This is a genomic window from Alteromonas sp. OM2203, from assembly GCF_048517045.1.
GTDB lineage: Bacteria > Pseudomonadota > Gammaproteobacteria > Enterobacterales > Alteromonadaceae > Alteromonas > Alteromonas gracilis.
Window position 1 is genome coordinate 174,694 of the sequence record NZ_CP183210.1, and the last position, 26,058, is coordinate 200,751.

The following is a 26,058-nucleotide window of genomic DNA, read 5'->3' on the forward strand; positions in this document are numbered from 1 at the left end:
GTAGAACTGATATTTACAAGTCAATTAACTATCATGAGATACATTAAGTATCAAACAGTACTCTTTGTAACTTCTCTTTTGTGAATGGCTTTAGTATAAAGCCGCTCATTCCAGCCTCCAAACACGATAACACTGCTTCTTTGGATTGGTCAGATGTACAAGCAACTATTTTTATAGGATAGGTTACTAACTCTTTGATCATTTTTGCTGCCACAGGCCCCGTCATTAACGGCATATGGAAATCCATAAGGATCAAGTCGTACTTAAAGCGCTTGCATAACTCTACAGCTTCACATCCATTTCTTGCATGGTCAGCGCTAAACCCTAATTCATTCAATAGCATTTCTCCAATTATTCGATTCATCTCTGTATCATCTACTAACATGATTCGGGGGTCGGACTCGCGGTATTTCAATACTTTATTTTGAATAGAAGCTTTGAAGCTATGATTAAAAGAATTGGTGATATTTTGAGCAATTCGATTTGGCTCTTTTTCGAATTCTCTACTTTGTAAGGACTCTAGTCTGCAATTTCTTCTAATCAGTATAAATTTGCCTCTTTCACCCCGTTTCATATTTACGTTTAACACCAAAAAAAAGAAAAGAGTTCCACGATGGTCGACTACTCCGCTATTAGGGTTATCTGGCTTTTCAATTTGACCAAATATTTGAGATAAAATCCTATGTAACTCTTGATATTCGACACCTCCCTTCCCCCCTAGATAGGAGTCATATAAAATATAGCTCTCTGATTCGGACTGAAGGAGTATCAAGTCAGCTTTGCAAAGCCGCTGTAGCTTTTTAGTTGAAAATAACTCTTTATTAGTGGTAGGAATAATGGAAAAAAAATTGGATATATTATCAACGAAAAACATATTGAGCTCTCAGCCTGGATGAAGGTAGTTCAGTTCCATTAATTTTCGTTTGTCCGTAGTGGACAATATTAGCTAAAATCCTGAAGATTTTTATTTAGAAAGAGTCTATTTTGCCTTAAACATCCTTGTAAACGACGGGATTGTCATTCACAACCTATTTTTATGTAGTTGACAGTTTTTTGAAGTAGAGTAAAGAGATCGAGTGACATCTTAACTAGTGAGATAAGTCCCTCCTTAATAGAGTATTTCTCAATGCCGTTATTATCTTTTCGAGACAACGTTCACTTTTCAGCAAAAAATTAACTAATAAAGTTGGTACTGAATCTTGAAAATACTCAACGACTCATCGAAAAATAAAGTGTGAAATTCTTTCTTTTAGCATTTCAGCATTTTTATCAATTTCATCCACAGCTTGAATCACGCTTGCACTCTTTTTCGACAAATCTTCCGCATCATCATTAATTGCATATATGCGTCCTGCGATATCTTTAACTGCGCCCGACTGTTCTTGCAGAGAGCATGCTATTCTGCTGTTCACAGAGGAAACCTCCCCGAAACTTTGTATTATACTGTCGAACGAAGCTACAAATGACCTTATTGTATCCTGAGTATTTTTTCCTTCCGATTCCAGAGCTGAAACACGTTTTACTGTACTCTGCATCCCTGAAGACAGTTCATTTATATTATTCTGAATTTTTACAGTCGACTGCTGAGTTCTTGAAGATAGCTCTCTAATTTCATCAGCTACAACCGCAAACCCTCGGCCGTTTTCACCGGCTCTAGCGGCTTCAATCGCGGCGTTTAGAGCGAGAAGATTCGTTTGCTCTGCAATCTGATTAATAATTTTTGTAACTTGCTCGATCCCCGTTGTTTGTACTTCTAACTGCAGAACCGCTGTTTGCGTTTGTGCAAGTTCGTTCGACAAATTTGTCATCGCATGGAGACAACTCTGTAAGTCGCTTTCTTTTTCTAGCGTCAACGCTTTTGCACTCTCTGCGCTCTCGAACGCTGCCTTTGTCACTGTGGCAATATCTTCTATCGTTGCAGTCATTTGTTCAATAGCAACAGAAATACTGTACGTTCCAGCCTTCTGCTGTTCAATCAAGTGGGTAGAATCAAACGCTGATGTAGCAACGTTTTTAGAATTATTTTCTAACAACTTAATCCCGTCTCGAATTATTGAAAGCGTCGAACTGAAAGACTCTATAAGCACGTTTACAGTATGGCTTAATTCACCAAGCTCATTCTTTCCCACGATTACACTTTTTACAGTGAGGTCTTTAGTTTGCGAAAGCGTCCGCAACAACCCGACAATTGAAGAAAGTGGTCGAATTATGCTTTTTGTAATTAAAAATGAAAATGCTGTTAAACATGAGATAAGAAGAAGGGTGCCCAAAAAGGTAATTAAAAGTACGCTTTCCGAATTTGCTAATTGTTCAGATTTCTCTCTTTCTATTTGCTCGAGTAAAACATCAATGACATCTGCATAACTACTGTTCAAGCTTTGTTGTAAAAAATTAATAGTATCCACATCGATATCAAGGGCCATACCTATTTGGCTTGAGCCCCTTTTTCTAATTGACTCAAGGATGCCCATGTAGTCTTTAAATTGTTTTTTCGACACTAAGACTTCTTCGAAAACGTTTAGTGCTGATTTTGAAGAAAGGTTTTCGAAGTCATTGATAAGTTGCTTCTCTTGATTGTAGAGAGAAATGATTGTCGCAAAACGACTACCATTTACAATTCCATAAGACGCCTGATTTAACTGAGTTAGCTGCAACATATTCGTATTTCTAGCTTTTAGAATAATATAAAACGCGTCACTTAACCTTTTTAACGACCCATTACCATTTGTACCTTCAGATACTGAAAACCCACTATTGACCAATGCATTTATTAAATTCGTGAGTTCTGCGAGCGGCCATACTTTGCCGTCTCCGGTTGGGTTTGTTGCATTTCTTTTTCTTTCATCAATAACACTACGACTAATTTCAAGTTTGAGTAGTTGTTGATTGATAGCTTTTAACGTAGTTCTCATTACCTCAAGACTACTGAGAACACCTAAATTTTGTTTTTGCTGAATATAACTGTCAAAGTTCGCTATGGCCGTATCAACGTCACGCCTACTTTCGGTAAGTTTCTTTTCGATTTCAGATCCCACACTGATTTCTTTATTGCTACTTTCTATATAGAAGTTTGAGTAAAGCAGCTCTTGTTGAAGGGAGTCTATGAGTGGTGACATAACATGAAAGTATTTGAGTAATACATCAATATTAATGAGCTGTGCTCGTTTTTCGTTTGCCGAGTAAATTTTTTCGACTGCAAGCGCGCTAATAATGATTAGTGGTGTTATCACTAGCAAAGAAATTTTGGACTTTACAGACATACTGTTCATTCATCGAACTCTTGATAAGTTTTGTTGCTTTTTATCCTGACTAGATTCAGTTAATGCCTTAAAGTACTCATTACTTTTGAACTGAGAAACAGACGACCACTTAGCGTTTTCTTTAGGTAGCTTAGTTTTAAGCTCATTTTTGACATCAGAATAGAAAGGATTACCAGCTAAGTTATTCCACTCGTTAGGATCTGTTGAGTGATCGTATAATTCTTCACTTCCGTCTTCGTAGTGGATGTATCGAAATCGCTCACTCTTTACCGCGTGGTTGTTAGGACCAAACGTGGTTAAAGCAACGTGCGCCCAATCGGCATTCGGGTTGGAGATCAACGGGGTGATATCGTTCCCCTCATTGAGCGGGTTTTCTGGCAAACCAGCCATTTTTACCAGTGTGGGATATAGATCGACCAGACTTACTGGGCGGTCACTTTTGCTGCCTGAAGAAGAGCTCGGTGACTTGATGATAAGCGTAGTTTTTGTTGACGTTTCCCATAGCGCCATTTTAGCAAAGCGATTTTTTTCCCCTACATCATAGCCATGGTCCCCCCATAAAACGACGATAGTATTGTCGGCATATTCGCTAGCTTTGAGCGCATCAAGCACTTGACCAATATAATGGTCAACAAAAGAAATACTTGCCAAATAAGCCTGCACAATATTCTTCCATTCTCCAGATTCTATTGCCCAATCCGTCGTTGGCATCATGTCATAATTAGAAATGCGCTTAGCAATTTCTGGCACGTCATCCAAATCGCTCGGTAAATACGGGGGAAGCTCAATGTTCTCGATGGGATGCATATCAAACCACTTTTGAGGCACGGTCCAAGGCACGTGTGGACGAAGGAATCCACCAGCGATAAAAAAAGGTTTGTCATGTTTACGTTGTAACTGCTCGACTAACCACTGAGCCGAATCATAGTCTGGCATCATTTCATCTTTTTCAGGGTAGGCGCCCCAGTCAGTGCTGGTTCCTTTCCTATCCCACTTTATTGGCTCGGGAGAATATGGCCCGAACAAATGCTCTCTTCCACCAAACACATCGAAACTTCCGTCAGCAACACTTTGATGGAATATTTTGCCTACAGCTGCAGTATAATATCCGTGTTGTTTAAAGTACTCACTGAGAAACGTTGACTGCGCAGCTTTACTGTTTGCAGAACGAATGTCGTTGTCCTGCACATGCCCATATATTCCCGTTGTTGAAGGAAGAAGTCCGGTCATAATGCTTGCTCTTGATGGGCCACAAAGTGGTGCTGGAGCATGGGCATTAGTGAACGTGATGGCCTCTGAAGCCAGTCTGTCAATGTTTGGCGTTTTGGTGCTAGGATGGCCATTCATCGCTCCTACCCAGCTGTTTAAATCATCGACAGCTAACATAAGAATGTTTGGACGATTATTAAAATCTTTTGACGTGTTTCCACCAAAGGCATTAGCTGCAGCAAAAACAAATATACTTCCTAGTAAGAAAGCTTTTCTTCGTAACATTTCTCTAATTCCTTAATAATGCAGTTTTACGCCGCGAGAACGCTCAAAGTCGACCTTTCTGATGTTGGCTTCGACAAAGTAAAAGTCGCCATAGATTATAGGCGTATCGATTTCACCAGCGTTCCCCATGTCTCCCGTAGCTTCATCGAGCACAAAACCAAGTTCGAAGCTCATATCTCGCCCATTTTTGTCTCTATCAGTTCTATAATTAGAAGTCAGTTCCGCCATGATTTTGTCAGCGAGGGCTCCATATTTTTGTTTCTGATTGACGTCTTTCGTTATAATTGCGTAACGATAAAGTGCAGATGCGTAAATAGCGGCGGCTGAGGTGTCTTTAGGAATTTTAGTATGCGTTTCAGGGTAAGGTTCGCGTCCGCAAGGAACAAGCTTATCTCCCTGCAGAATGTCAGAACCATACCAGTTTTTCTGGTTTTTGAGCTCGTTTAGCGATTTAACAGTTAGCATTGAAGCGTCTAATATTTGAGGGCGATAACCTTTATACGGCAGAATGTGTGGCTCTATTCTGTTCGCACAGAGCTCTAAAATTCCCGAATACACAGACGTTTCTAAAGACGTGTTTTCGGCATACTTATATGCGTTGTCTCTGTTCGCCCAAAAGTCCCAAAAAGGAACAAAGTCTTCTTCTAGCAAATGCTCAATGCTATTTAGCACGTTACTTAAATGCTTTTCGAAAGCCCTTCGTTCCGCGTCACTTAGGTTTAAATCAGACATATAGTCGGCAATCGTAACATAACCGTATAACGACCACCCCTGCCCTCTCGCCCATGCTGAAATATTGCCTAACCCCTGCCAATTTCCCGGTTTAAGTTTGCCATAATCAAAAACATGGTATGCAATGGGATACCGCTGTTCAGAATCATTCTCTTCATAGAAATAATGATTCTTGAGCGTTGTTTTAGCATGCGTTATTGCAATGTTTTTGTAATCCGATGAATCGCTATCTAGCAGGTATTCTAGGTTCATCATGTTGTCAATGATGACTGGGAATGTCCATGGCTCTGCAATTTGGTGTAACTCTACAAAGTCTTTTCCGTTTCTTGATACAGATACCTTCATATGGGGGACGAAATCCCAAGATTTTATAACACCTTTTTCTGCATTGAATCGGCTGGAAAGCGTTTCTCTGCCTTTGGCCAAAATTGCAACATACTTAGCTCTAAGCTCATCACTCAAGCCTTCGTAATTTAGGGCTTCGCCATATGAATCATAAAGCATAAAGCCTAAATCATGCGTTGAATCAAGGGTAGCATCACCGTCTAACGCCTTCTGATAGTGCGTGGCAAAGTTAAGAAGTTGCTTTTCCTCACTTTCGGCCCATTCCACGTAGTCTTTGTTAGACAGTAATTTCCACATTACTCCGGGGAAAAAGCCGTTAGTCCACTTTTCATATTTATCCATAAAAATGCCTCCGTGCTCATATGAGCGCGGAACACAAATCATTGACGTATCTTCAACGCAGGCCGGTCGATAATATAAATGACGTTCAGCTTCAATATGGCTCGCCATCTTTAGATATTGATCCTTAGCAAAGGTAAGATTACCGAGGGCATCTTGCACGGTGAATAATTGCTCACTTTCTTGGGTTGTCTTAACTTCCTCAACTGCAGGTATTGAAGGATGTTGTTCACTACATGCACTAATTGACATTAAAGTGAAAAGTGTTGCACCTACCCAATTCATATCCTTTTGAACGCTATCTTGCGTATTATGCTCTCGTACTAAGAAACCTTTTTTCTTATCTCTTATATGACCCACACTCTTCCATCCATATGACTACTTTTGACTAATATTGATCATAAAGTAATGCTTTTGTAAACGCAATGTAATATGGTATGCCCGAAACTAAATGTTATTGAAATGTTGCAGTATTAACATTTGGTAATAAACACACATCATTTAATAACAAACTTGAGCTAATAAAATTATGAAATGCCTAAAAACATTGTTAGTTTCAACCACTTTACTGGGCGCGTTTTCGTTAAATGCGGAAGTGACACTTGAACAACAAATCAAAATTACCGATGAAGGACTGCACTTTGACGGTAAAAACCTCGATTTTTCTAACGTGGGTTCCCCGGATACAGGGGAAAAATACGACTTTTTTTTCGGCCCAAATATCTCAGCACATGGTGATGCGGTAAAAACCTACAAACACTACGTGTTTATGACTTGGTACAAGGGCGGAAAAAATGAAAGAAACGTAATGCTCTCTCGTTATAATACGCTAAGCGGCGAATTATCAACGATTGAGTTTCCACACAGGCACACTGGGTTCAGAGGCGACCCTTTAGTCGGTGAATCACACAACACTATCGGGTTAGCCGTAAGCCCGATTAACGGCACCATTCATATGGTGTTCGACATGCATGCTTACGATGACAATAATCACGGTGGCAAATTTAAAGACGATTTCTTTCGATATTCTTACAGTGTACCTGGAGCTGCAGAGCTTTCTCATTCTGAATTCACACTAGATAAGTTTGTTAAAGATACCAGCGTTGTAAGCCAAGGAGACGATGATTACAAGCATCTGACCATGACCGGAGACCTTGGAGATAAAGGGAACTTTGCTCGCCTTACCTATCCTAAATTCTTTACCACAGTAGACGGTACGCTACTTCTTTATATGCGTCTGGGCGGGAACAATAATGGCGCTTATGTTTTCAATCGCTACGACGCTGAGACTGAAAAGTGGTCGACGTTCACTAAGTTCAATGAAAACAACCAAAAGCTTAAAGGCAACGACTATAACTGGGGCCTTTATGGAAACATGAAATACGTGAATGGCAAGCTTCGCGTGGGCTTTCAACAGCGTAGTAACGATAATTCAGACAAGTATCAATACCAAAACGGTGTCTATTACGCCTATTCAGACCACCCAGATGGTTTTGGTGATTGGAAAAACCACAAAGGTGAACCAATGACGTGGCCGCTCATCAATTCAGATGAGATAAAAGTATTCGAACCAGGTGACTATATAAGCCACACCGAAACCAACTCGGTTTACATTGTGGGAAATTTTGACTGGACGGTTACTGAGAAAGGCGACATTCATATAATCAGCAAAGTTCGTTCTACAGATCGTAATAGGCCTGATTACGAAGAAGTATATATTCATTCATATAAACCGGCTGGCGCTGATGAATTTATAATTAGTACTGATTTCACCGGTGCAAGTGAGATTTATACATCAGGTGACAATGTTTATATTGTAGGTTTAGAGGGTGGCCGCCCTTATGTTGAGAAAGCCCAAGGCGGTACCAATAACTTTGTCAGAGTGTATAAAGCCACCGATGGACCAGTTTTCGATCACGGTACACTTTATATAAAGGATGGTAAAGTTTACTACTACCTTATGGAGCGTACTTCAGGTAACGCAATGCCGCTTTATCTCCAAATTATCGATTTGGATATAGAGTCCGACGCTAATGCACCGCTAGTATCTTTCCCTTCTCCTTCGTTAACCGTAGAACAAGGTTTTGAGAAATTGAGCCTTAATATTTCTGCTGAAAGTCCAGTGGAAGGAAGATTTATTCAATCCGTCACCCTTTACATCAATGATGAATTAGTGCGAACAGATGACTCAACGCCATTTTTATTTGGTCATGGCTCTAAACCGCATGAAACTGGTGCGATGGGATGGTTAGATACACACGAACCAAACCCCTCCCCTCTTCCAGCAGGGCGACATGTATTTAAAGCGGTAGCGTTAGATAGTGAAGGCGATACCTCTGTCGCGACAATGGTACTTAACGTTAACTCAAACGCTCCTATTGTTTCATTTCCGCAAGAGAGTTTGGAAGTAGATGAAGGATTTGAAAAGCTCAGCCTAAACATTAGTGCAGAAAGTGCGGTTGAAGGGCGTTCTATCGAATCAGTTTCTCTTTATATAAATGGCGAGCTGGTTAGAACAGATACATCTCTTCCCTATCTATTTGGTCATGCGTCTAAACCTCATGAAACGGGTGCTATGGGATGGCTTGATACCCATTCACCGAATCCTTCACCGCTGACCGCGGGTACTTATGAATTTACCGCTGTTGCTGTCGATAGCGAGGGTGAAGAGTCTACAGCGTCGATGCAGCTAATAGTAAAAGGTGAGCCGCAACCGCCAATTGTTACGTGGCCTAATTCAACCGTGACTGTCTATGAAGGGTACGAAAAATTAGCAATAACTATTGATGCTGTATCACCTGTCGAAGGTCGTGATATACAATCTGTGACTCTCTATAGAAATGGTGAGTTGGTAAGAGTAGATACTCGACCAGTTTGGAACTTTGGGCATTCTTTCGCTCCTTATGAGTTTGGTGCCATGGGGTGGTTAGACCGTCATGAGCCAAACCCCTCGCCTCTAGGCGTCGGCACTCATACGTTTACTGCTGTTGCGAAGGATAGTGCGGGACTAGAGGGTGAAAGCGATATGACACTTATTGTTCTAAGCTTACCAGGGCCTTCAGTAATGATAAACGAAAGCGATATCTCACTGCTTACTGAATATCAAAATCTTTCCATAACGGCAGACGCCTCTACGGCGAATGACGATATTTCTCTGGTTAGCTTAGCACTCTACATTGATGACCAGTTGGTAAGAGAAATCTATGAACCTCCATTCGAATGGGGAGCTGAAAACTATTCAGATGAATTACTCGATTTGCCAGAGGGTACGCATTTAGTAAAAGTCGTTGCTACTGATTCAAACAATAAGCAGTCTGAATCAAGCATTTTTATAAATATTAATCTACTCGGTGACCTTAACAATGACTCCGTTGTAGATAATAGAGATATTCGACTCTTTACGGCTGCGATGCGCAATGGACAAGAAATGAATATTCGTTATGACTTCAATAATGATGGCGTTGTAAATAACAGAGATACTCGCGGTCTCGTTCGTCGCTGTACCTATTCACGCTGCGGCTCAAATTAGGGGTAAAAAATGAAAATAGCGAATTTAATTCTTATCTTTGGTTTAGTGATGTCCTTTTCGTCGAAAGCATCATTAATTACCTTTTCAAATGATTCCTCGTCCTACCTAAATGGAGACATCGTTGAAATAGAGGTATCCATAAACGAAGCCAATCCTTCAATAGACTTCCTTGAAGTTGTATGGAGTTTCGATTCTAGCTTATTCGAGTTTGATGTACTTTCCGTCACAAACAGCGTGTTTGACAACTCTTATTTTGACGATGCCTATACTATTGGCGATGAATTAATATTTCAGCTAGGTTTATTAGCTGACTGGGAGAGCGTTTTAGGAACATCATTTAAACTGGGAACATTTAGCTTTGTTGCGTTAGAAGACGGCGTGTCATCGCCTGAACTTACCTTGGTTGACTTGTTTGCGCAAAATTTTGACGGAGACGATATAGACGCAACATCGGTACCTGCCCCATCAACCCTAGCAATATTTTGTATTGCAGGGATCATGTTGTTCAGAAAGCGGATAAGCTAAGTGGAATGGCCCAAGGACTGAAGCCTTGGGCCATATTCTCCTTCTTACTTAGCGAGTCGTTTTTGTTTCTGGTAATCGTAAAGAGAAGGAATCGCCACCTTGTTATTAATGTCAGAAATATGCGGCACAGGATAATGTTCGATAGAAAACTTTCTATTTCCGTAAATGCCAATCACTCTGGCGTCAGGCCCTTCTGTTTGGCCTAAAATTCTTACGGTTTCATTGCTATCAGCACCACTTTCAACAAATATTTTTGCGTTCCACGTTGTGTTATAACGCCCATGCCCCGGCTGCCAGTACCCTGCTCCACCGCCAAACCATAAATCATAGTAAGGGCCTTTTTCATCACGTTTTGTTTCTATATGAAACGTCATATTGTCGTAAAGGTTTTGATGATTAGCACCAGCATGCTGATCTAGCGTAGGCTGAGTGAAAGCTTCTCCCCGTAAAAATACACTCTTAGTCGATTTAGTGTTCATGCTAAAGGTATGAACAGTCGGATTTGATATTTTGGCATCCTCAACTAAAAAATTGTGCACGCTGCCAAGGTGAACACCATAATGACCAAAACGTGTTCCATAGCTGTGTATATTGGAGATAGTCACGTTTCCGCTGTTTTCGGTCAATATGGCACTATCGGCATTGTTAAAGCTTACATCTCGTATCCAACCATTAAACACACTAGTTAAATAGATACCGTTGAAACCCTGTTCAACGTGATGACCGTAGGTTTCGCCCGAAGGAAATTGTATAGAGAGCCCCTCAATACCAACTTCTTCTAGGTGTTCCCATGATGATAAGTGAGCGGGAATATTCTTATTTATGTCGTGTAATAGAGGATCACCTATCTCAACCGTATTTCCACGAATAGATTTAACTTGGGTGGGTTGCATTACTAGTGGTCGGTCTGGAAAATCATAATGATGCGAACCGATCATTAGGTCGGTGTCTCCATAAATTGATTTTATGATACCGGCTTGTTTACCGTTTTTGTTGTGCCAGTCTATTCTCAGAATGTCGCCAACCGAAATTTGTGATGTGTTGCTAACTTCTAAAGTTTTCGTTCCTCTCTTACCTTTGGTAACTGTCGCTAACATTGGAAGCTGTTCATCCAATTCTTCTAGATAAGGTACTGGTCGAGTTCCTTCCTTTTGAATCCATATCACTCCTCCAGACCAAGAGTACTCGGAGAAGTAATCATCTATATAAATTTCTGCATCTCGTTGTTTCTTATTATGTAGCCTTAAATAATTTCTTAGTTCGTCCAAATGAGGTGTTTTGTCAATAATTGAAAGAGGCATTGGAAAGTAAAGTTGGGTGCCTTGTTCGCCCATTCCTTTGCCGCTCACTGTGATGTTTCCCCGGCGAATTTTTAGAATATCTTTTACGATAAATCTCCCTTTAGGTAGGGTAACTGTTACATGCCCATTAATACTATGTGCGTGTTCGAATGCATTTAATATAGCCTTAGTATCATCCTTATTATCATTGGGAACAGCGCCAAAGTCTTGAACGTCAACATAAGTCGTTGTCTCACTATAAGTAATTTCTCTTTCACCAAAATGATAACCTGCATAAGAGTAGTCGGGGAGATATGTGTCATTTGATAAAAGCTTATCTTCAATAGATAACTCTGGTGCTGCGATAATTGAATTATGAACTGATGTAAACATCAATGATAAGCAAATGTACTTTAATGGATGATGTAGTGGTAATTGTTTAAATGTAGTTTTTGTCGTTCTCATTATTGAAGCTTTCTCTTTGTCTAAAAAGTTAGGCTTTAACAATATATTCACAAACAATCAATAACAAGCATAACAAGTCAAAATGTTACCTGTATATTAAGTTGAAAGAACTAACGCACAGCACAAGTTGCTATATTTAGGCTAACGTTCACGTAAAATAACTAATTAGAGATTAGTATGTGTATGGGCGAAGCCATATATACATCTTTTAATACATCTATTTTACTTCTAATGTGTGCATCAATGTGGCTATACGACCTCGTAAGTATACTTTTGCTCTTCAATGTCAATATCTACGCATGAATGTATTACTTACTACTCATGAATGGCGTTGCATCTTCTCACAAGTGCGTTAAATTTTAGCATTCGGGCACATGTTTAACTTTGTGAGAGGAATATGTGGGATAGATCGGTAGTTTTTTAGTAAAAAGAAGACAGAGGGATAAAACTATTGAAAGTTACGCACGGAAAAGCCCTCGAAAAGTCGAGTTTTCTTTATTGAGCAAAAAGTTAATTAGATCTTACCTATGCTCTTGAGCTTTTGTAGGTATTTTGCTGCTTCGTGAGGAGATTTTGGTGAGCGGTCAAGCGGTACTGATACCTGAATACTCTCCGTACGTTCGTCCCTGCGAATAATGTTACATAATTTCGTTATAAGTGACTTTACACATTTAGCTGAAGTGTTGAATTGTCTTACAGTTAAGAATTTCACAAACCCTTTAGTGTAACTATAGTCTACTATGCCCCAGTGCTTTAAGGTGTTGATTACACGCCTAACAGTGTTTTGAGACCATTTAAGAAAACGAGACAGTGAAGGCACTGTACGTTGTAAACTCTTTCGATTTTTTTCAACATTCCATTTGTGCTGATTTTGGAGGTATCCATGCATGATAAGAGCTTTGTGAACATGTTTAGAACTGTTGCCTGATAATAGAGAGATATTACGTTTCAACTGCCCTACATGCACTTTAAAGAAGGTCATAGCACGTTCTTGGTTATTTTTACTCTTGTTCTTTGAGGTAATAAGAGTCTTTTCCAGCTCCCGAGCAAAAGATACTGCGTAGTTATGTTCGCCTACATGGAGGCGGTGAGATATTTTATCGTAGTACGGATGAGAGGTGTCTTGCTCTTCTTCTAATGGTTGGCTTTTCTTTAGAAAACCTTTTTCAATCAAAGATGAGATAGCTTCCCGGACAGCATTTGGCGAATAGCCTACCTTATTACAGATTGCTTGTGTTGTCTGTTTGAATTGACGTTTGTACGGCCGCATTTGGGATGCAAAAAAAGCAATATGTGCAAACACAAATGACTCTGTGTCTGACAAATACTCAAATTGCCCTGGCGACATAAAAACAACGTCGTCATAATTGTTATTAGGATTCATCTTTTTTACCAACAATATTCGCAGATTTGCTGATAAAAAACGCATTAGAGGTTGACCTGATCTGGTAAACCGCTAGAATTAGATGTGTAACTGCTTCGAAAAAGTTACATCTAAAGACCCGTGCAGTGCGCCAACACTTCACGGGTTTTGTTTTTAGCGCTTCTTATCTATCCATATTCCAAAGTGCTCTTCACTAAGCTTTTAAAGATAATATCATTTTTGTTCTTGTTTTCTCGATAGGTGTAATCTTTATATGAAAGGTATGATAGATCAAGGCGGATCACGATCTATTTGTGATCTTTTTAAAGATTCGATCCATGTGTTAATCCTTGATTTTGTTAGATTAAAGATTCGATCCAGATACTAATTTAATACAGCGTTATCTGCGATCTTCTAATTTACCCAAAATATGAAGTGCAGACATATCGCGTCTAAATGCGATCACAGGTATACCCTGCTCTGGGGAATAGCCAATATTGATTAAATAGCCCTGTACAGTAGCTCTTCCATATTCAACGACGAGCTCTCCTTTTCGCTGTTCTGATAGATGACAAGTTCCGACCTGCTTAACGATTTTATCCTCTACAGCTTCGTGTATTTTTGCTTTATAAGACGGATCTGAATTAGCCAATACCATATTTGAGAATTTTCGTTTGAATTCATTGAGGCTAGATGAAGGTGCCACCGATTCTCTTAGCTCATTCCAGGCATATAATTGCTGTGCTTGACGACCAGTAATTAAATGTTCTCTAGCCCACAGCCCAAAAAGAATTTCGATCTCATTTTTAGTTGCAAAGACATCACTATCAATGAGTAACATATCGTCTAATGTCCGCCTTTCTTTGACCGCTGCAACAATACTCTTCACCGTCGAACGTGGAAATTGAATTACCGCAGCCTTTTTTTCAATATTTTTTGAATCCTCATAGGTCACTATGGCTTCCAATCGAAACAACTTGTAATACAATTCGATATCAACAATAAAGTCCTTATTACTATCGTAAAAATCTCTCATATCAAAAGTCGTAGCTGAGAGCCGATGTAGCGACTGAATAGCATTATTAATGTAGCCGCCAGCAGAGGATTCCGATACGGGAATATCTTTGGCCATTGTAATTAGAGGCTCTAAAGGTAGAGTAAAGGTCTCCCCAATATTTTCTGACTCATCTAATTGCTCGGATATATGATTTATCAGCCAAGTGATTGCGCTAGCGTAGTAGCTCATATCGGGAAGATATATAAGCCTCCCCTCCTCTGCTCTGGCTGTGATAAGAACAGGTTTAGGCCTTCCCTCTTCGCGTAGCTTAATGCTAATTGTACTCGATTTATCTTTACGATTAGTTCGCATTGCTTTGACCAAGTAGCGAACTATCTGAAGCTCCATGAACCTTGTTTTGTCGTCGTAGCGTTCAATATTTATCGTTTCAACAGTACTTGATGATACGGACTGTAAATTATCTGAAGCAGCATCTTCTTTTTGTACATCAGTCGCTGTTAAGAAATGACCTTTAGGAATTGCTAATTTGTAAAGCTTTCCTCTACGTTTCTTGATGGGATCGGTAGTTATAAACTCACTTGAAATTAGCCCTTCCTTTTCCAACTGCACTAAATGGTGGCGTACATTCGAAATTTTACGACTTATTCTCGCTGATATGAAATCTAAACTAGCCGTTAGTTCTTCAATCTCTTGCAGGGCAATAAATATATCTGAGGCCACAGTACTAGTAGTAGGTGATATGTTTAAAGAACTACAAAGTCTCATAAATACTTTGAAATCGAAGTCGTCTTGAACTGATACCAGTGGAGCCTTGAATCCATATTTTTCAGATAAACCGAATAGCTCACGCACTTTACTTTCTTCCTATAGATTTTAGTCTTTTTGCATATTCGATCCAAAGGTTATCCGAGAAGCTTTATCATGTCTACGTCTACGCAAAATTGCTAGAATAGATATGGAATGAAATACTGGAAGACAAACTGTCAGGAGTTAAAACTAGAATCGTAAAGAGACGCTAAGTTACTCCTTTTTATTTAATGCAAAGAACGATAATAAAGCACTGAACTTTGTCTATTGTTCTTCCACCAGAATTGCTGGTTGGCTTTCTTCAAAATTGAATAGAAAAAGTATGTCTTCTGTTGATTTGGCTATACTGAAAGAAGAGCTCACTGTGGCGGGTTGTTGCCTCGTCTATGTAAAGAAGGCTTATGACGCAAGTCTTCTAACCTCCTTTTCATGTCGCTATTGTTTCCGCGGAAACAACTAACATTTGTTTCCTTGTAGACCAATAGAATCGCCACTTCACGCGTGATTTAATTTTATTAGTAAAGTATATTAATATGCGGGAAACATCTTGTTGCTTAGCTCGTGAGTTCAAAATTTCTATACAGCCAGGACAAATTCTCGTCGATAGCGAAGTAAGTCGAAAACTCTTGGTAGGACTTAATCTAGCTTGAGCGAAACTGAAACTAGTTGGAATCAGAAACGTTATATACAGGCTATTATAAAAACATTCGCGGAAGTATTTCTATCGTCTTTCACAATAGCAAAATTCAAGCGAACTCCTATACATATCTCTTCCTCAAGAGCTGATAACTAGATATATCAGCGTTTAATTATCCTCCATGAGGAAATACAACATATCATGACGGAACAGCCGGACATCATTTTATTGTTGGCCTAAGATTGTAAGCCTTGCGTAAAACGCAGATTAGCGTTTTCCAGTTATATGATTAGCGTAAACAACTCAACAGGTTTGTCTCTAGAAATTGTTTCCGCGGAAACAATTAGAAGAAAAAACGGTATGGTCTAGCAAAGATGTAGCCTGTAGCAACTCGGGAATAGAAAATTAATTAATATAAAAGGTTTTTTATTACTTAATACTTAAGCGGGTATAACGAAATTTTTGCGCGTAAAGGTCTCACGTTTGACACCTTTTTAGTCAAACCTTATTCGTCTTCTTCCTCTAAATTTTATATATGGTACTGCAAGCCTATCAAAGTCCTCACTTCTCTACTTCTAAAGATTCGATCCGAGACATCAAATATTTGGCATGTCAATATAACGAAATGTCCTGAGAGAAGGTTAGAATAATGAATAAAACAGAGTTATATAACGGAATGCGTGTTCTTTCTAGCTATCACCGCAAGGGTGGTGTAGGTAAAACTTTTTTAGCTTCTACTATTGCTTACCTACTTGCCACTGGTGGCCCAGATGGAAAAGGTAAAAAGCGGCGTGTTTTAGTATTAGACTATGATTCACAGCAAGATTCATCAAAAGCATTTCTGAAAATGGATGCTATCCCAGGAGATGATGAATATGCTGCGCCTTTACATCCAGAGTTTGATGATATAGATGACCCCGAATGGAGTGGTAGAAACACCAGTACCGACATATTGTTCAATTCTCCCGTATATGAATATCCAACTGCTTTTGAAAACATTAAGGTACTACCTTCAGAAGGCAACGTTGATAGAGTGCTCGCGCTAACTCCTGAATCTGACAGGTTAGTTTCAAAAATTACCGCTCATATGCGAGATTGGTTCTCGGTTGAGGATTTGGCCGACGATTACGATATAGTCATCGTTGATAACCCGCCGAGTAAATCTCCCGTGTCTGCTGGTATGCTGGGCGCTGCTACACATGTAATTATTCCCACTGAACCAGAATACGACTCAATCGATGGCGTGCCTATGCTTCTTAATCGTATCGATCGAATTAATGAAGATAGAGCTCATAACCCTCTGAAAATTGTAGGTGTAGTTCCCAATAAAGTGCCGAGTAAGTCAAGGTTAACGCAAAAAGATGAGGTTGCCTTAGCTAAGCTTTACGATAGCGAGGGACCAACTGGAAAGTACATGAGTCCATTTTGGCTTCAACAACGAAACTGCTATAGAGTTATGGAGAGACCGTCAGTTGACGAAACGCATTTTAACTATGTTCACAACCACCACGCTAAAAGTGAAATGCAAAAACTTTATGCATTAATTGAAAGTAGCTTATGGGGAGATGACGTATGACTGCTAAAAAGCCGAGAAGCCGAAGAGTGGTGAAGCCATCTTCGCAAGAGGATTTGATCAGTAAGTTTCAGTCGGGCGAGGGTGTTTCGAAGAAATCGCAACAGATGTTAGATGATTTGAAGCAACGCGATAAATCTAAAGAAAGTAACGTTCACGACGACCCTCTTTTTAAAACGTCTTCTGAAATAGACAGAGTACTTGTCGACTACATACAGCCTCAATCAGATAACCCACGGTATTTACCTGTTAAGTTTGCTAAACGTGACGATGCTGATTCAATTGCCTCGTTAACGAATTGTGTCGTATGCGAAAAAGGACTTATTGAAAACAGGCTTGATAAAAATAACCCTCGATATGACGCCGTAGACGCAGAAATAGAGGAGATTAAAGGTTTAGCAGAGACACTAAAGCATAGTGAGTTAGTGCACCCAATCGCTGTGTGGCGTAAAAATATGTCTGATTATGCGATTGTAGCAGGCCATAGAAGATATTATGCGATACGTTATTTATATGGTGGTCTGATAAAAATAAAAGTAAAAATATATGCAGAAAAGCCAAAAAACATAAATGTATTACGCCACATCGAAAATTTTTCGCGTAATGATTTAACACTTCCTGATGCTCTCAATAGTTATTCAAATGCTGTTACTGAGTTAGAAAGCATAGAAGGTGAAAAGCTATCAAAAAGTAGAGCTTCTGTTGTTACTTCATATTTAGGAATAGGTCGAACTACATTCTACCGTTATGACAAACTCTATGAATACAGAGAGTTTGTAATGCCTCTTCTGGAAAATAGAATCGTAGAATCCTTGCGGGGGTTATACGAAGAGATTATAAAAGCTGAGCAAGAGGGCAGGGAAGAGGTAGAAAAATACCTTGGATCTATATTATCGCAAGAAAAATTTCACAAATATCTACAAGTACCAGTAGTTAAGAAAGTAGGCAGAACTAAACAGTTTATTTCACTTCCTAGAGTAAAAGTTGACAACGTATTCGCAATAAAACGTTTATTAACGGAAGACGTGACTCAGTTGGAGCTAGGAATCGATTGGAACAGCGTAGACTATAATGACCCGGTGATGTTAGAAAAAGCATTAAAGGAGTTGTTCAAGTCTCTTTCAAAATAGTCTTTGTTTCCGCGGAAACATTTAGGCTCGTAGGCGCTGAAACTCCTTGCAATAGCGGGTTTCAGTGCTTTTAAGTAAATGAATTAAATATCGAATAAAATATAGATTATACTTTCCGCCTTTATTCGATCCAGAGAGGTAACAGCCTCATCTTGGAATGTTTATTGTTGTAGTCAGACGTCAATTATCTCGGCTTAAACCTGCCCAGCACCTTCCCGTTTAATCCTACTCCAACAGTATAAGTAATTTCTTATATGGCGATTCATCTTCGGCTATTTTCGACGCGACACAATTTGATAACAATTTTATTGATTGGTAATTACAATTAAGTCATAATCGCTCAAAAGTAATCATCTTTACTTCCTTTTAAGCGGCTTTTTTGTCTAAGCCTAGAATGAAAATAATGGAGGAAATGTGTCGAGTTCAGATGAGTTTGAAACACAACCGATAAGTCCAAATAAATTACAGCCAGCTCGAGCATTTGCAGGGAGTTATGCAGGGGAACATGTCGCAGGAACAGAATTTGTAATTGGAGCACTTTTTGTATCTTGGGGAGTTGGGGCTGGTGACATTTTAGTTGGCCTACTTCTAGGTAATCTACTTGCTGTGCTTACTTGGGGTCTTTTAACCGCACCAATAGCAACAGAAACCCGGCTTACCTTATATGCTTATTTAGAAAAAATAGCAGGTAAAGGAACAATTAAATTATATAGTGTTGTGAATGGTATTCTTTTCAGTGTGCTTGCCGGTGCAATGATTACTGTATCTGCTTCTGCTGTAAGGATTTTGTTAGATATTCCTCCACAGGTGGACTGGTTTCCATCCGATTTTCGCTTTGTACTCGTCGCGCTTTTTGTCGGTGCTGTAGTGGTATTTATGGCTGTTAAAGGCTTTAAAAAGTTAGCTGCGTTTGCAGAAGTCTGTGCACCTTGGATGATTTTAATGTTCATTATTGGTGCGCTTTTCTTACTTCCCGCTCTAATCGAATCTACGCCTGGTATTACTTCTATTTCGTCATTTTCTGATTTTTATACTATTGCAAATGAATCTATATGGGTTAGAACGAGTAATGAAGTCGGCTTTTGGCACGTTGCCGCGTTTGCTTGGGTAGCAAATTTGGCTATGCATGGCGGTATGGGCGACATGACATTATTGCGTTTCGCTCGTTATTCTCGATACGGTTTTTTCTCTGCGTTAGGTATGTTTATAGGCCATTATATGGCGTGGATATGTGCAGGCATCATGGGGGCTGGCGCAGCAATTATCTTGGGCACGGCAATTACTAATTTAGATCCCGGTGCAGTTGCCTATCAGGCATTAGGTACATGCGGAATCATTGCAGTAATTATTGCGGGATGGACCACTTCAAACCCTACGATCTACCGTGCTGGCTTAGCATTTAGTTCGTTAAACCCAAAGTGGAGTAGGGAGAAGTCGACCATTGTGGTGGGCGTGGTAACGACCATCATAGCGTGTTTTCCGTTTGTGTTTTCCCAACTTCTTGGATTTGTAGGAATCATGGGGCTTATGATGGCGCCAGTAGGTGCAATTATTGTCGCAGAACATTGGCTCTTTCCTAGAATTGGGCTAACTCGGTACTGGTCACAATACAAAGGAAATAACACAAACTGGGCGGCAATAATCACATGGCTAACAGCGCTCGCTTTAAGCTATGTACTAGAGCAGTCAGGCGTACTTCATCTATTTTTCCTTCTAATTCCTATATGGATTTACGCAACGATAGTTTATTGCTTGCTATCAATTTCTATGGGCGCTAAAACCAGATTTCCGCAATCGGAAATCGCCGAAGCTGCGGAGGCAAGCCGTAGGCAAGAAGAGAAAACGTTTCTAGATGGTTTATCCAAGAGTTCGACACAAGTTTCTAAAGAAAAGTCTACGATTGTGGTCTCCGTTGCGACATACACTGCTATCGCTTCGTTAGTCGCGTGTATGGTGATTGGAATAATGGCCTTCGTTAATAATGGTGACAGTGGTTTGCACACGCCATTGTTGATAGCGACGATCATTTATTTCATTACAGCTACATACGTCTATCTTGCAAATGCGAAAAGCTCAAAATCGGACAGTGAGCCTTCGACAGTAGCTAACGCAACTCAAAACTAGTTTCTAAAGTAGGGTTTCCCCTCTAGCGCCGTGAGTTAGAGGGGCTTTTTCTTTTTAACAGGACGAAGGTTGTGAAAATAACATTCTTTTATCTAACATTACTTCTTAACTGCTTAGCAGTATGTTTCAACGAAGCAGTAGCTAACGAAAATAACACTGCAAATACTAAAAACCGGCCTCCAAACATACTTTTCATACTCGCTGATGATCATCGTTGGGATTTGTTAAGCAGAAATTCGTCTCAAGTTCAAACGCCTAACCTCGATGCATTAGCTAATGACGGGGTAGTGTTTGAGAATGCCTTCGTAACAACTCCTATATGTGCTTCGAGTCGAATCAGTATTCTGACTGGTTTAACAGAGCGTACTCACGACTTTACTTTTGGGCGACCGCCTACAGGCGAAAAGGAATCGTCAAATATATACCCGGCGCTACTTAAAAGTGCTGGCTATAACACAGGATTTGTGGGTAAGTATGAAATAAAACTGTCGGGAGAGGATGATGAACGGTTTGATTATTTCAAACCTCTTCTTCAGTCGAAAACTAATGAGTGGGATGGTGAGCAAATACCACAAACACATTACATTAGAAATCTTGCGAGTGAATTTATTAAGCAAGCATCAAAAGGTGACAAGCCATGGGTGTTGGCCGTAAATTTTTGGAACCCCCATGCACATGACGTAGATAAAGTAGACCAGTTCCATTATCCACCAGAATTTGAGCCTATGTACTCGAATGTAGAAATTGAAAAAGCCAATGTTTCTGATGACACAGCTTTTGAAGCACTCCCTGATTTTCTAAAAACATCTATGGGAAGAATTCGTTGGGAATATCGATTCGCAACCGAAGAAATGTATCAAAGAATAGTGAAACGACATTATCGAGCTATTAGTAGCGTCGATGATGCAGTTGGCTCTTTAAACGATCTTCTTAAGTCTCTCCACTTGGATGATAACACGATAATTATCTACACTGGGGACAACGGCTACGCACTGAACGAACGCCAATTGGCAGGGAAGTGGTTTGGTTGGGAAGAGGACCTACGAGTTCCCCTCATCATTAAGGACCCTCGCACTCTAAAGCATAAAGAAATAAGCGAGCTTGCACTAAACATTGATATTGCACCAACAATACTCGACTTTGCTGGTGTATCTATTCCATCTACGTATCAAGGTAATAGTTTAATCCCATTGATTGGCGCAGAGAAAGTTACTGAGTGGCGCGATGAATTTTTCTTTGAGCATATGTATCAACCGAAACGTGCTCCTATTCCGCCCATGTATGGTTTACGAACAGCACATTGGAAATTTGTGAATTTCTATAAAAATGACTATTTGCAACTATACGATCTGGAAAACGACCCGCTCGAAACTACTAATCTTGCGTATGAAGAAAAGTACCAGTACTTAACTAATGGGCTTTTACAGCGAGCAAATGTGTATATAGAGAAGTACGAAAATGCACGAAGTGAAGAAGTTAAATCAAGAAAAAGTTTCGAGAACGCTCTCCTGCCAAATTAAATCCTCAATACTTATGGCTCTTCCTCGCTAGTTGGAGGGAGAGCCATCACCTAGTAATTTCTAACTTCCCATAACATCAAATTAAATTTATGTGATTGTTTTTGAGTGTTGATGATTGCTTGATGTTCATATACAATCATTTTACATTTATTTAATGACTCTTGATGAGTGTTAAAGCCTATGAGTTTTATTACACAGAGTTTAAGGGATGGAGAGAAAGAGAAGTGAAGTTAGCTATTATTGGCGAATGTATGATTGAGTTATCTAACGGTGATAGTGAGCTTTATAAACTCAATTATGGCGGAGATACACTTAATACCGCTATTTATCTTTCTCGCTGTGGGGGGGACGTCGAGTATGTAACGGCACTGGGCGATGACTCGTTTAGCAGTAAAATGCTTTCGCTTTGGCAAGAGGAAGGAGTCGGCGTTAAGCATGTGAAAACATTGGAAAACAATGTGCCGGGTTTGTATTTGATTGAAAATGAGCCCAATGGCGAACGTCATTTCCACTATTGGCGTTCTAACTCCCCAGCAAAATACCTATTAGATAAATTTCCGGAAACGTTAGACGAGATTAAAGATTACGACGCTATCTTTTTAAGCGGTATAACGCTTTCAATCTATTCTGAATCAACTCGAAAAGCGCTTTATGATTTTCTCAGTGAATTTCGCATGCGTGGCGGCAAGGTTATTTTTGACAATAATTATCGAGAAAGGAACTGGCTGTCGCTGAGCGAAGCATCAAAAGCGTTTAACCAAATAATGAATCTTACAGATTTGGCCCTTCTGAGTATGGAGGATGAGGTAAGCCTACATGGAGAGCACTCAATGGAATATTGTATTGAGCGCTGGCTAAAATGTGGTGTTTCTGAAGTCATTGTTAAAAATGGCGCTAGCGGCATTCTTGCGGCTAATAAAGATGGGAAGTTCGAGTTTGACGTTCCTAACGTTGTAGAGCCTGTCGATACTACAGCAGCTGGTGACTCTTTTAACGGTGCATTTTTAGCGGCCAAGGCGAAGGGAGAAAGCCTAGAAAAATGTATCCGTGATGGTCAGTTTTGCGCAGCACAAGTGATCATGCATAAAGGAGCGATAGTTCCTAAAAGCATTTCACTCATAGGAGCGTAAATATGGCAATAAAGCACTTTCTTAAAATTCTTTTATTGATTCCGTTAGCAGTATTGCAAGGGTGTGGCAATGATACCGAAGACGAAACTTATATTATTCGCCTAGGACATCAGTTAGATATAAATCATCCTGTACACAAAGGTCTTGTATTTCTAAAAGAGGAACTAGAGCGAAGGTCTAACGGTTCGATGTCTATTGTCATTTATCCTTCATCACAAGTAGGTGACGAAAGGGAGGTGCTAGAACTCATTCAAATAGGGAGTATGGGAATGACGAAGGTTTCTGCGAGTGCGCTAGAAAGCTTTGTGCCTGAAATGAAAGTGTTTAGCCTCCCTTATCTTTTCAATAACCAAGAGCATTATTGGAAAACATTAAACGGCAATGTTGGTAAAGAGTTACTTGCCGCTGGTCAACCATATCGCTTCAAAGGACTAGGCTATTTTGACGCCGGTTCTAGAAGCTTCTACACGACGAAGAAGCAAGTGGTTACGCCCGATGATCTACAAGGGCAAAAAATAAGAGTCATGAATAGCCAAACTGCTGTTTCTATGGTCAATACGATGGGCGGTGCGGCCACACCAGTAAGTTGGGGGGAACTGTATACATCGCTCCAGCAGGGGGTAGTGGACGGTGCTGAAAATAACCTCCCGAGTTTTTACTATTCAAAGCACTATGAAGTTAGCAAGTACCTTATTTTAGATGAACACACCTCGATACCTGACGTGATCATCATCGGTACCCATGTCTGGGAACAGCTAAATGCTGAACAACAGAAGTGGTTGGAAGAATCTATGTTGGCTGCTGCTGACTTTCAACGGGTGCTGTGGGCCGAATCAACACGAGAATCCTTAGAAGTAGTAAAAAAAGCCGGTGTGGAAGTTATTGAGGCCGACAAAAGTGTATTTCAAGAGAGTGTACTCCCCGTCTACGAATCTTTAAAAGGTAGCGATTTGGAAGCGCTTGTTAAGCAGATAAAGTCGTTAGGAGTAGAACAATGAAGACACTCTCAGGAATTATTCCTACGCTAAATAAAGCGTTGCGAGCACTATTAGCAACAATGATGGCTCTGCTAGTTCTAAATGTAACTTGGCAGGTGATAACGCGTTTTGTTTTACCTCACCCAAGCTCCTTCACGGAAGAGCTTGCCCGCTTTTTCTTGATATGGATTAGCTTGCTTGGCAGTGCCTATGCATTTCATACCCATAGCCATTTGGGGTTCGATTACTTAACTAAAAAGATGCAGAGTAACGCTGCGGTTACAACGGCAAAATTAGGATATGTACTAGTAATATTGTTCGCTTTAGGCGTTCTGGTTATAGGTGGGGTCAATCTTACTTACATCACTTTTCTGCTAAAACAAGAATCCCCTGTACTTGGTATTCCTATGGGATATGTTTATTCGGTAGTACCAATTAGTGGGTGTCTGTTTATCTTGTACGGTGTATGGGGACTTTTAGAAGTAAAAGACCCTAGCAATCTAAGGGAGCACGCACTATGACTTCATTAGTACTTTTCGGAGTGTTTTTCATCCTGCTTTTGATAAACGTACCTATCGCAGTGAGTATTATTGTAGCGACTTTAGCGACTATGCTCTTAACGATTGATACGCTTCCTGCGTTAACTACACTAGCGCAAAGGCTAGCAGTAGGCGTTGATAGTTTTGCATTATTAGCGATTCCTTTTTTTGTCTTATCTGGATATTTAATGGGGCAAGGTGGGATTGCTGTCAGACTGATTGAATTCGCCAAAGTGTTGGTCGGAAAGCTCCCTGGAGGCCTAGCCTTTGTAAATATTATCTCTTGTGCTCTTTTTGGCTCGATTTCGGGGTCAGCTGTTGCGGCAACATCTGCTGTCGGCGGTTTTATGGTCCCTGCAATGGAAAAAGAGGGCTACAGCAGACCGTTTAGTACGGCAGTCACTGTCACCGCTGCAACAACAGGCATGCTAATTCCTCCCAGTAACATTCTTATCATCTATTCATTAGCTAGTGGCGGAGTATCAATAGCAGCCCTGTTCATAGCCGGATATTTACCAGGCCTTTTAGTTACGGCTTTTTTAATGATGGGGGCAGCATTTTATATCAAGCGAGCCGGAATTGCCGCGGATAGCAGTATAGAAGTAGGGAAGTTTTGGCCCAGTTTATTCGGCGCTATCCCTTGTTTGTTCTTAATTGTGCTAATCATTGGTGGGATCATTGGAGGCCTATTTACGCCGACGGAGGCTGGGGCCATAGCTGTTTTATACTCCCTCGTGTTGGCCCTTGGTGTATATAAAGAGTTGTCAACAAAAGACCTTTACCCAATTTTATTAAAAACGGTAGGTACAACAGCGATTGTTATGTTTCTAATTGGTGCCTCGGCCTCAATGTCTTGGCTGATGTCCTATGAGGAGATACCGCAAGCTATCAGCAACTCACTATTATCGGTGTCTGAAAATGCCATCATTATACTTCTTATAATGAACCTTATTTTGCTTGCTGTAGGCACATTCATGGATGTCACCCCAGCAGTACTGATATTTACCCCCATATTTTTACCCATTGCTGAAATGCTGAATATATCGCCTCTTCACTTTGGGATTATGATGATTTTAAATTTATCTATTGGCCTGTGCACACCTCCTGTAGGAAGTGTTTTATTTGTGGGATGTAGTATAGGAAAAGTATCTATTAGTGAGATTATGAAACCTATTCTTCCGTTATACGTTGCGATGATTTTTGCACTAGCACTTACCATTATTTTCCCAGAAATCAGCGAGTTTTTACCTAAGCTTCTGGGTCTCATTTAA

At 40.1% G+C, this 26,058-nt stretch carries 17 protein-coding genes; 10 read left to right on the top strand and 7 right to left on the bottom strand.

Features of this window, described 5'->3' with window-relative positions:
- Window positions 1–43: 43 nt before the first annotated feature.
- The 4 genes from ACM0P2_RS20620 to ACM0P2_RS20635 form a co-directional block, all read right to left on the bottom strand.
- Window positions 44–874 (bottom strand): response regulator, encoded by an 831-nt coding sequence (locus ACM0P2_RS20620; protein WP_159120534.1) that lies wholly within the window; start codon window positions 872–874, stop codon window positions 44–46.
- Between the two features lie 343 nt (window positions 875–1,217).
- Window positions 1,218–3,269 carry a methyl-accepting chemotaxis protein gene (locus tag ACM0P2_RS20625; protein ID WP_419227735.1) on the bottom strand — a complete coding sequence of 684 codons (2,052 nt, stop codon included), beginning with the start codon at window positions 3,267–3,269 and terminating at the stop codon, window positions 1,218–1,220.
- Window positions 3,270–4,754, bottom strand: a complete 1,485-nt coding sequence (locus tag ACM0P2_RS20630) for a sulfatase (protein WP_236547237.1) — start codon at window positions 4,752–4,754, stop codon at window positions 3,270–3,272.
- Window positions 4,755–4,766: 12 nt separating this feature from the next.
- Window positions 4,767–6,530: a glycoside hydrolase family 88 protein gene (locus ACM0P2_RS20635; protein ID WP_159120536.1), complete on the bottom strand. Its 1,764-nt coding sequence runs from the start codon at window positions 6,528–6,530 to the stop codon at window positions 4,767–4,769.
- 169 nt (window positions 6,531–6,699) lie between these two features.
- Between ACM0P2_RS20635 and ACM0P2_RS20640 the strand changes: the two genes are divergently transcribed.
- A complete protein-coding gene (locus tag ACM0P2_RS20640; protein WP_173359774.1) occupies window positions 6,700–9,699 on the top strand; it encodes a BNR-4 repeat-containing protein in 3,000 nt (999 codons plus the stop codon).
- Window positions 9,700–9,708: 9 nt separating this feature from the next.
- Complete coding sequence (locus tag ACM0P2_RS20645; protein ID WP_159120538.1) at window positions 9,709–10,224, top strand: PEP-CTERM sorting domain-containing protein; 516 nt, start codon at window positions 9,709–9,711, stop codon at window positions 10,222–10,224.
- A 44-nt stretch (window positions 10,225–10,268) separates the two neighbouring features.
- Here the strand turns inward: ACM0P2_RS20645 and ACM0P2_RS20650 are convergent, their stop codons facing one another.
- The 3 genes from ACM0P2_RS20650 to ACM0P2_RS20660 all read right to left on the bottom strand — a co-directional run bounded on the left by ACM0P2_RS20650 (window position 10,269) and on the right by ACM0P2_RS20660 (window position 15,202).
- Complete coding sequence (locus ACM0P2_RS20650) at window positions 10,269–11,969, bottom strand: glycosyl hydrolase family 28-related protein (RefSeq protein ID WP_159120539.1); 1,701 nt, start codon at window positions 11,967–11,969, stop codon at window positions 10,269–10,271.
- Between the two features lie 514 nt (window positions 11,970–12,483).
- Window positions 12,484–13,398: a hypothetical protein gene (locus ACM0P2_RS20655; RefSeq protein ID WP_159120540.1), complete on the bottom strand. Its 915-nt coding sequence runs from the start codon at window positions 13,396–13,398 to the stop codon at window positions 12,484–12,486.
- A 334-nt stretch (window positions 13,399–13,732) separates the two neighbouring features.
- A complete protein-coding gene (locus ACM0P2_RS20660; protein WP_159120541.1) occupies window positions 13,733–15,202 on the bottom strand; it encodes a hypothetical protein in 1,470 nt (489 codons plus the stop codon).
- Between the two features lie 1,241 nt (window positions 15,203–16,443).
- Between ACM0P2_RS20660 and ACM0P2_RS20665 the strand changes: the two genes are divergently transcribed.
- The 8 genes from ACM0P2_RS20665 (at window position 16,444) to ACM0P2_RS20700 (ending at window position 26,058) form a co-directional block, all read left to right on the top strand.
- Window positions 16,444–17,370 (top strand): ParA family protein, encoded by a 927-nt coding sequence (locus ACM0P2_RS20665; RefSeq protein ID WP_159120542.1) that lies wholly within the window; start codon window positions 16,444–16,446, stop codon window positions 17,368–17,370.
- Window positions 17,367–18,497, top strand: coding sequence for a ParB/RepB/Spo0J family partition protein (locus tag ACM0P2_RS20670; RefSeq protein WP_419227736.1), 1,131 nt, complete (start codon window positions 17,367–17,369; stop codon window positions 18,495–18,497). The genes ACM0P2_RS20665 and ACM0P2_RS20670 overlap by 4 nt, the downstream gene beginning before the upstream one ends.
- Before the next feature lie 414 nt (window positions 18,498–18,911).
- Complete coding sequence (locus ACM0P2_RS20675; RefSeq protein WP_159120544.1) at window positions 18,912–20,621, top strand: purine-cytosine permease family protein; 1,710 nt, start codon at window positions 18,912–18,914, stop codon at window positions 20,619–20,621.
- Between the two features lie 71 nt (window positions 20,622–20,692).
- Window positions 20,693–22,141 (top strand): sulfatase-like hydrolase/transferase, encoded by a 1,449-nt coding sequence (locus ACM0P2_RS20680; protein ID WP_236547238.1) that lies wholly within the window; start codon window positions 20,693–20,695, stop codon window positions 22,139–22,141.
- A 164-nt stretch (window positions 22,142–22,305) separates the two neighbouring features.
- Window positions 22,306–23,271: a sugar kinase gene (locus tag ACM0P2_RS20685; RefSeq protein WP_159120545.1), complete on the top strand. Its 966-nt coding sequence runs from the start codon at window positions 22,306–22,308 to the stop codon at window positions 23,269–23,271.
- A 2-nt stretch (window positions 23,272–23,273) separates the two neighbouring features.
- A complete protein-coding gene (locus ACM0P2_RS20690; RefSeq protein WP_159120546.1) occupies window positions 23,274–24,269 on the top strand; it encodes a TRAP transporter substrate-binding protein in 996 nt (331 codons plus the stop codon).
- Window positions 24,266–24,769, top strand: coding sequence for a TRAP transporter small permease (locus ACM0P2_RS20695; protein WP_159120547.1), 504 nt, complete (start codon window positions 24,266–24,268; stop codon window positions 24,767–24,769). The genes ACM0P2_RS20690 and ACM0P2_RS20695 overlap by 4 nt, the downstream gene beginning before the upstream one ends.
- Window positions 24,766–26,058 carry a TRAP transporter large permease gene (locus tag ACM0P2_RS20700; protein ID WP_159120548.1) on the top strand — a complete coding sequence of 431 codons (1,293 nt, stop codon included), beginning with the start codon at window positions 24,766–24,768 and terminating at the stop codon, window positions 26,056–26,058. The genes ACM0P2_RS20695 and ACM0P2_RS20700 overlap by 4 nt, the downstream gene beginning before the upstream one ends.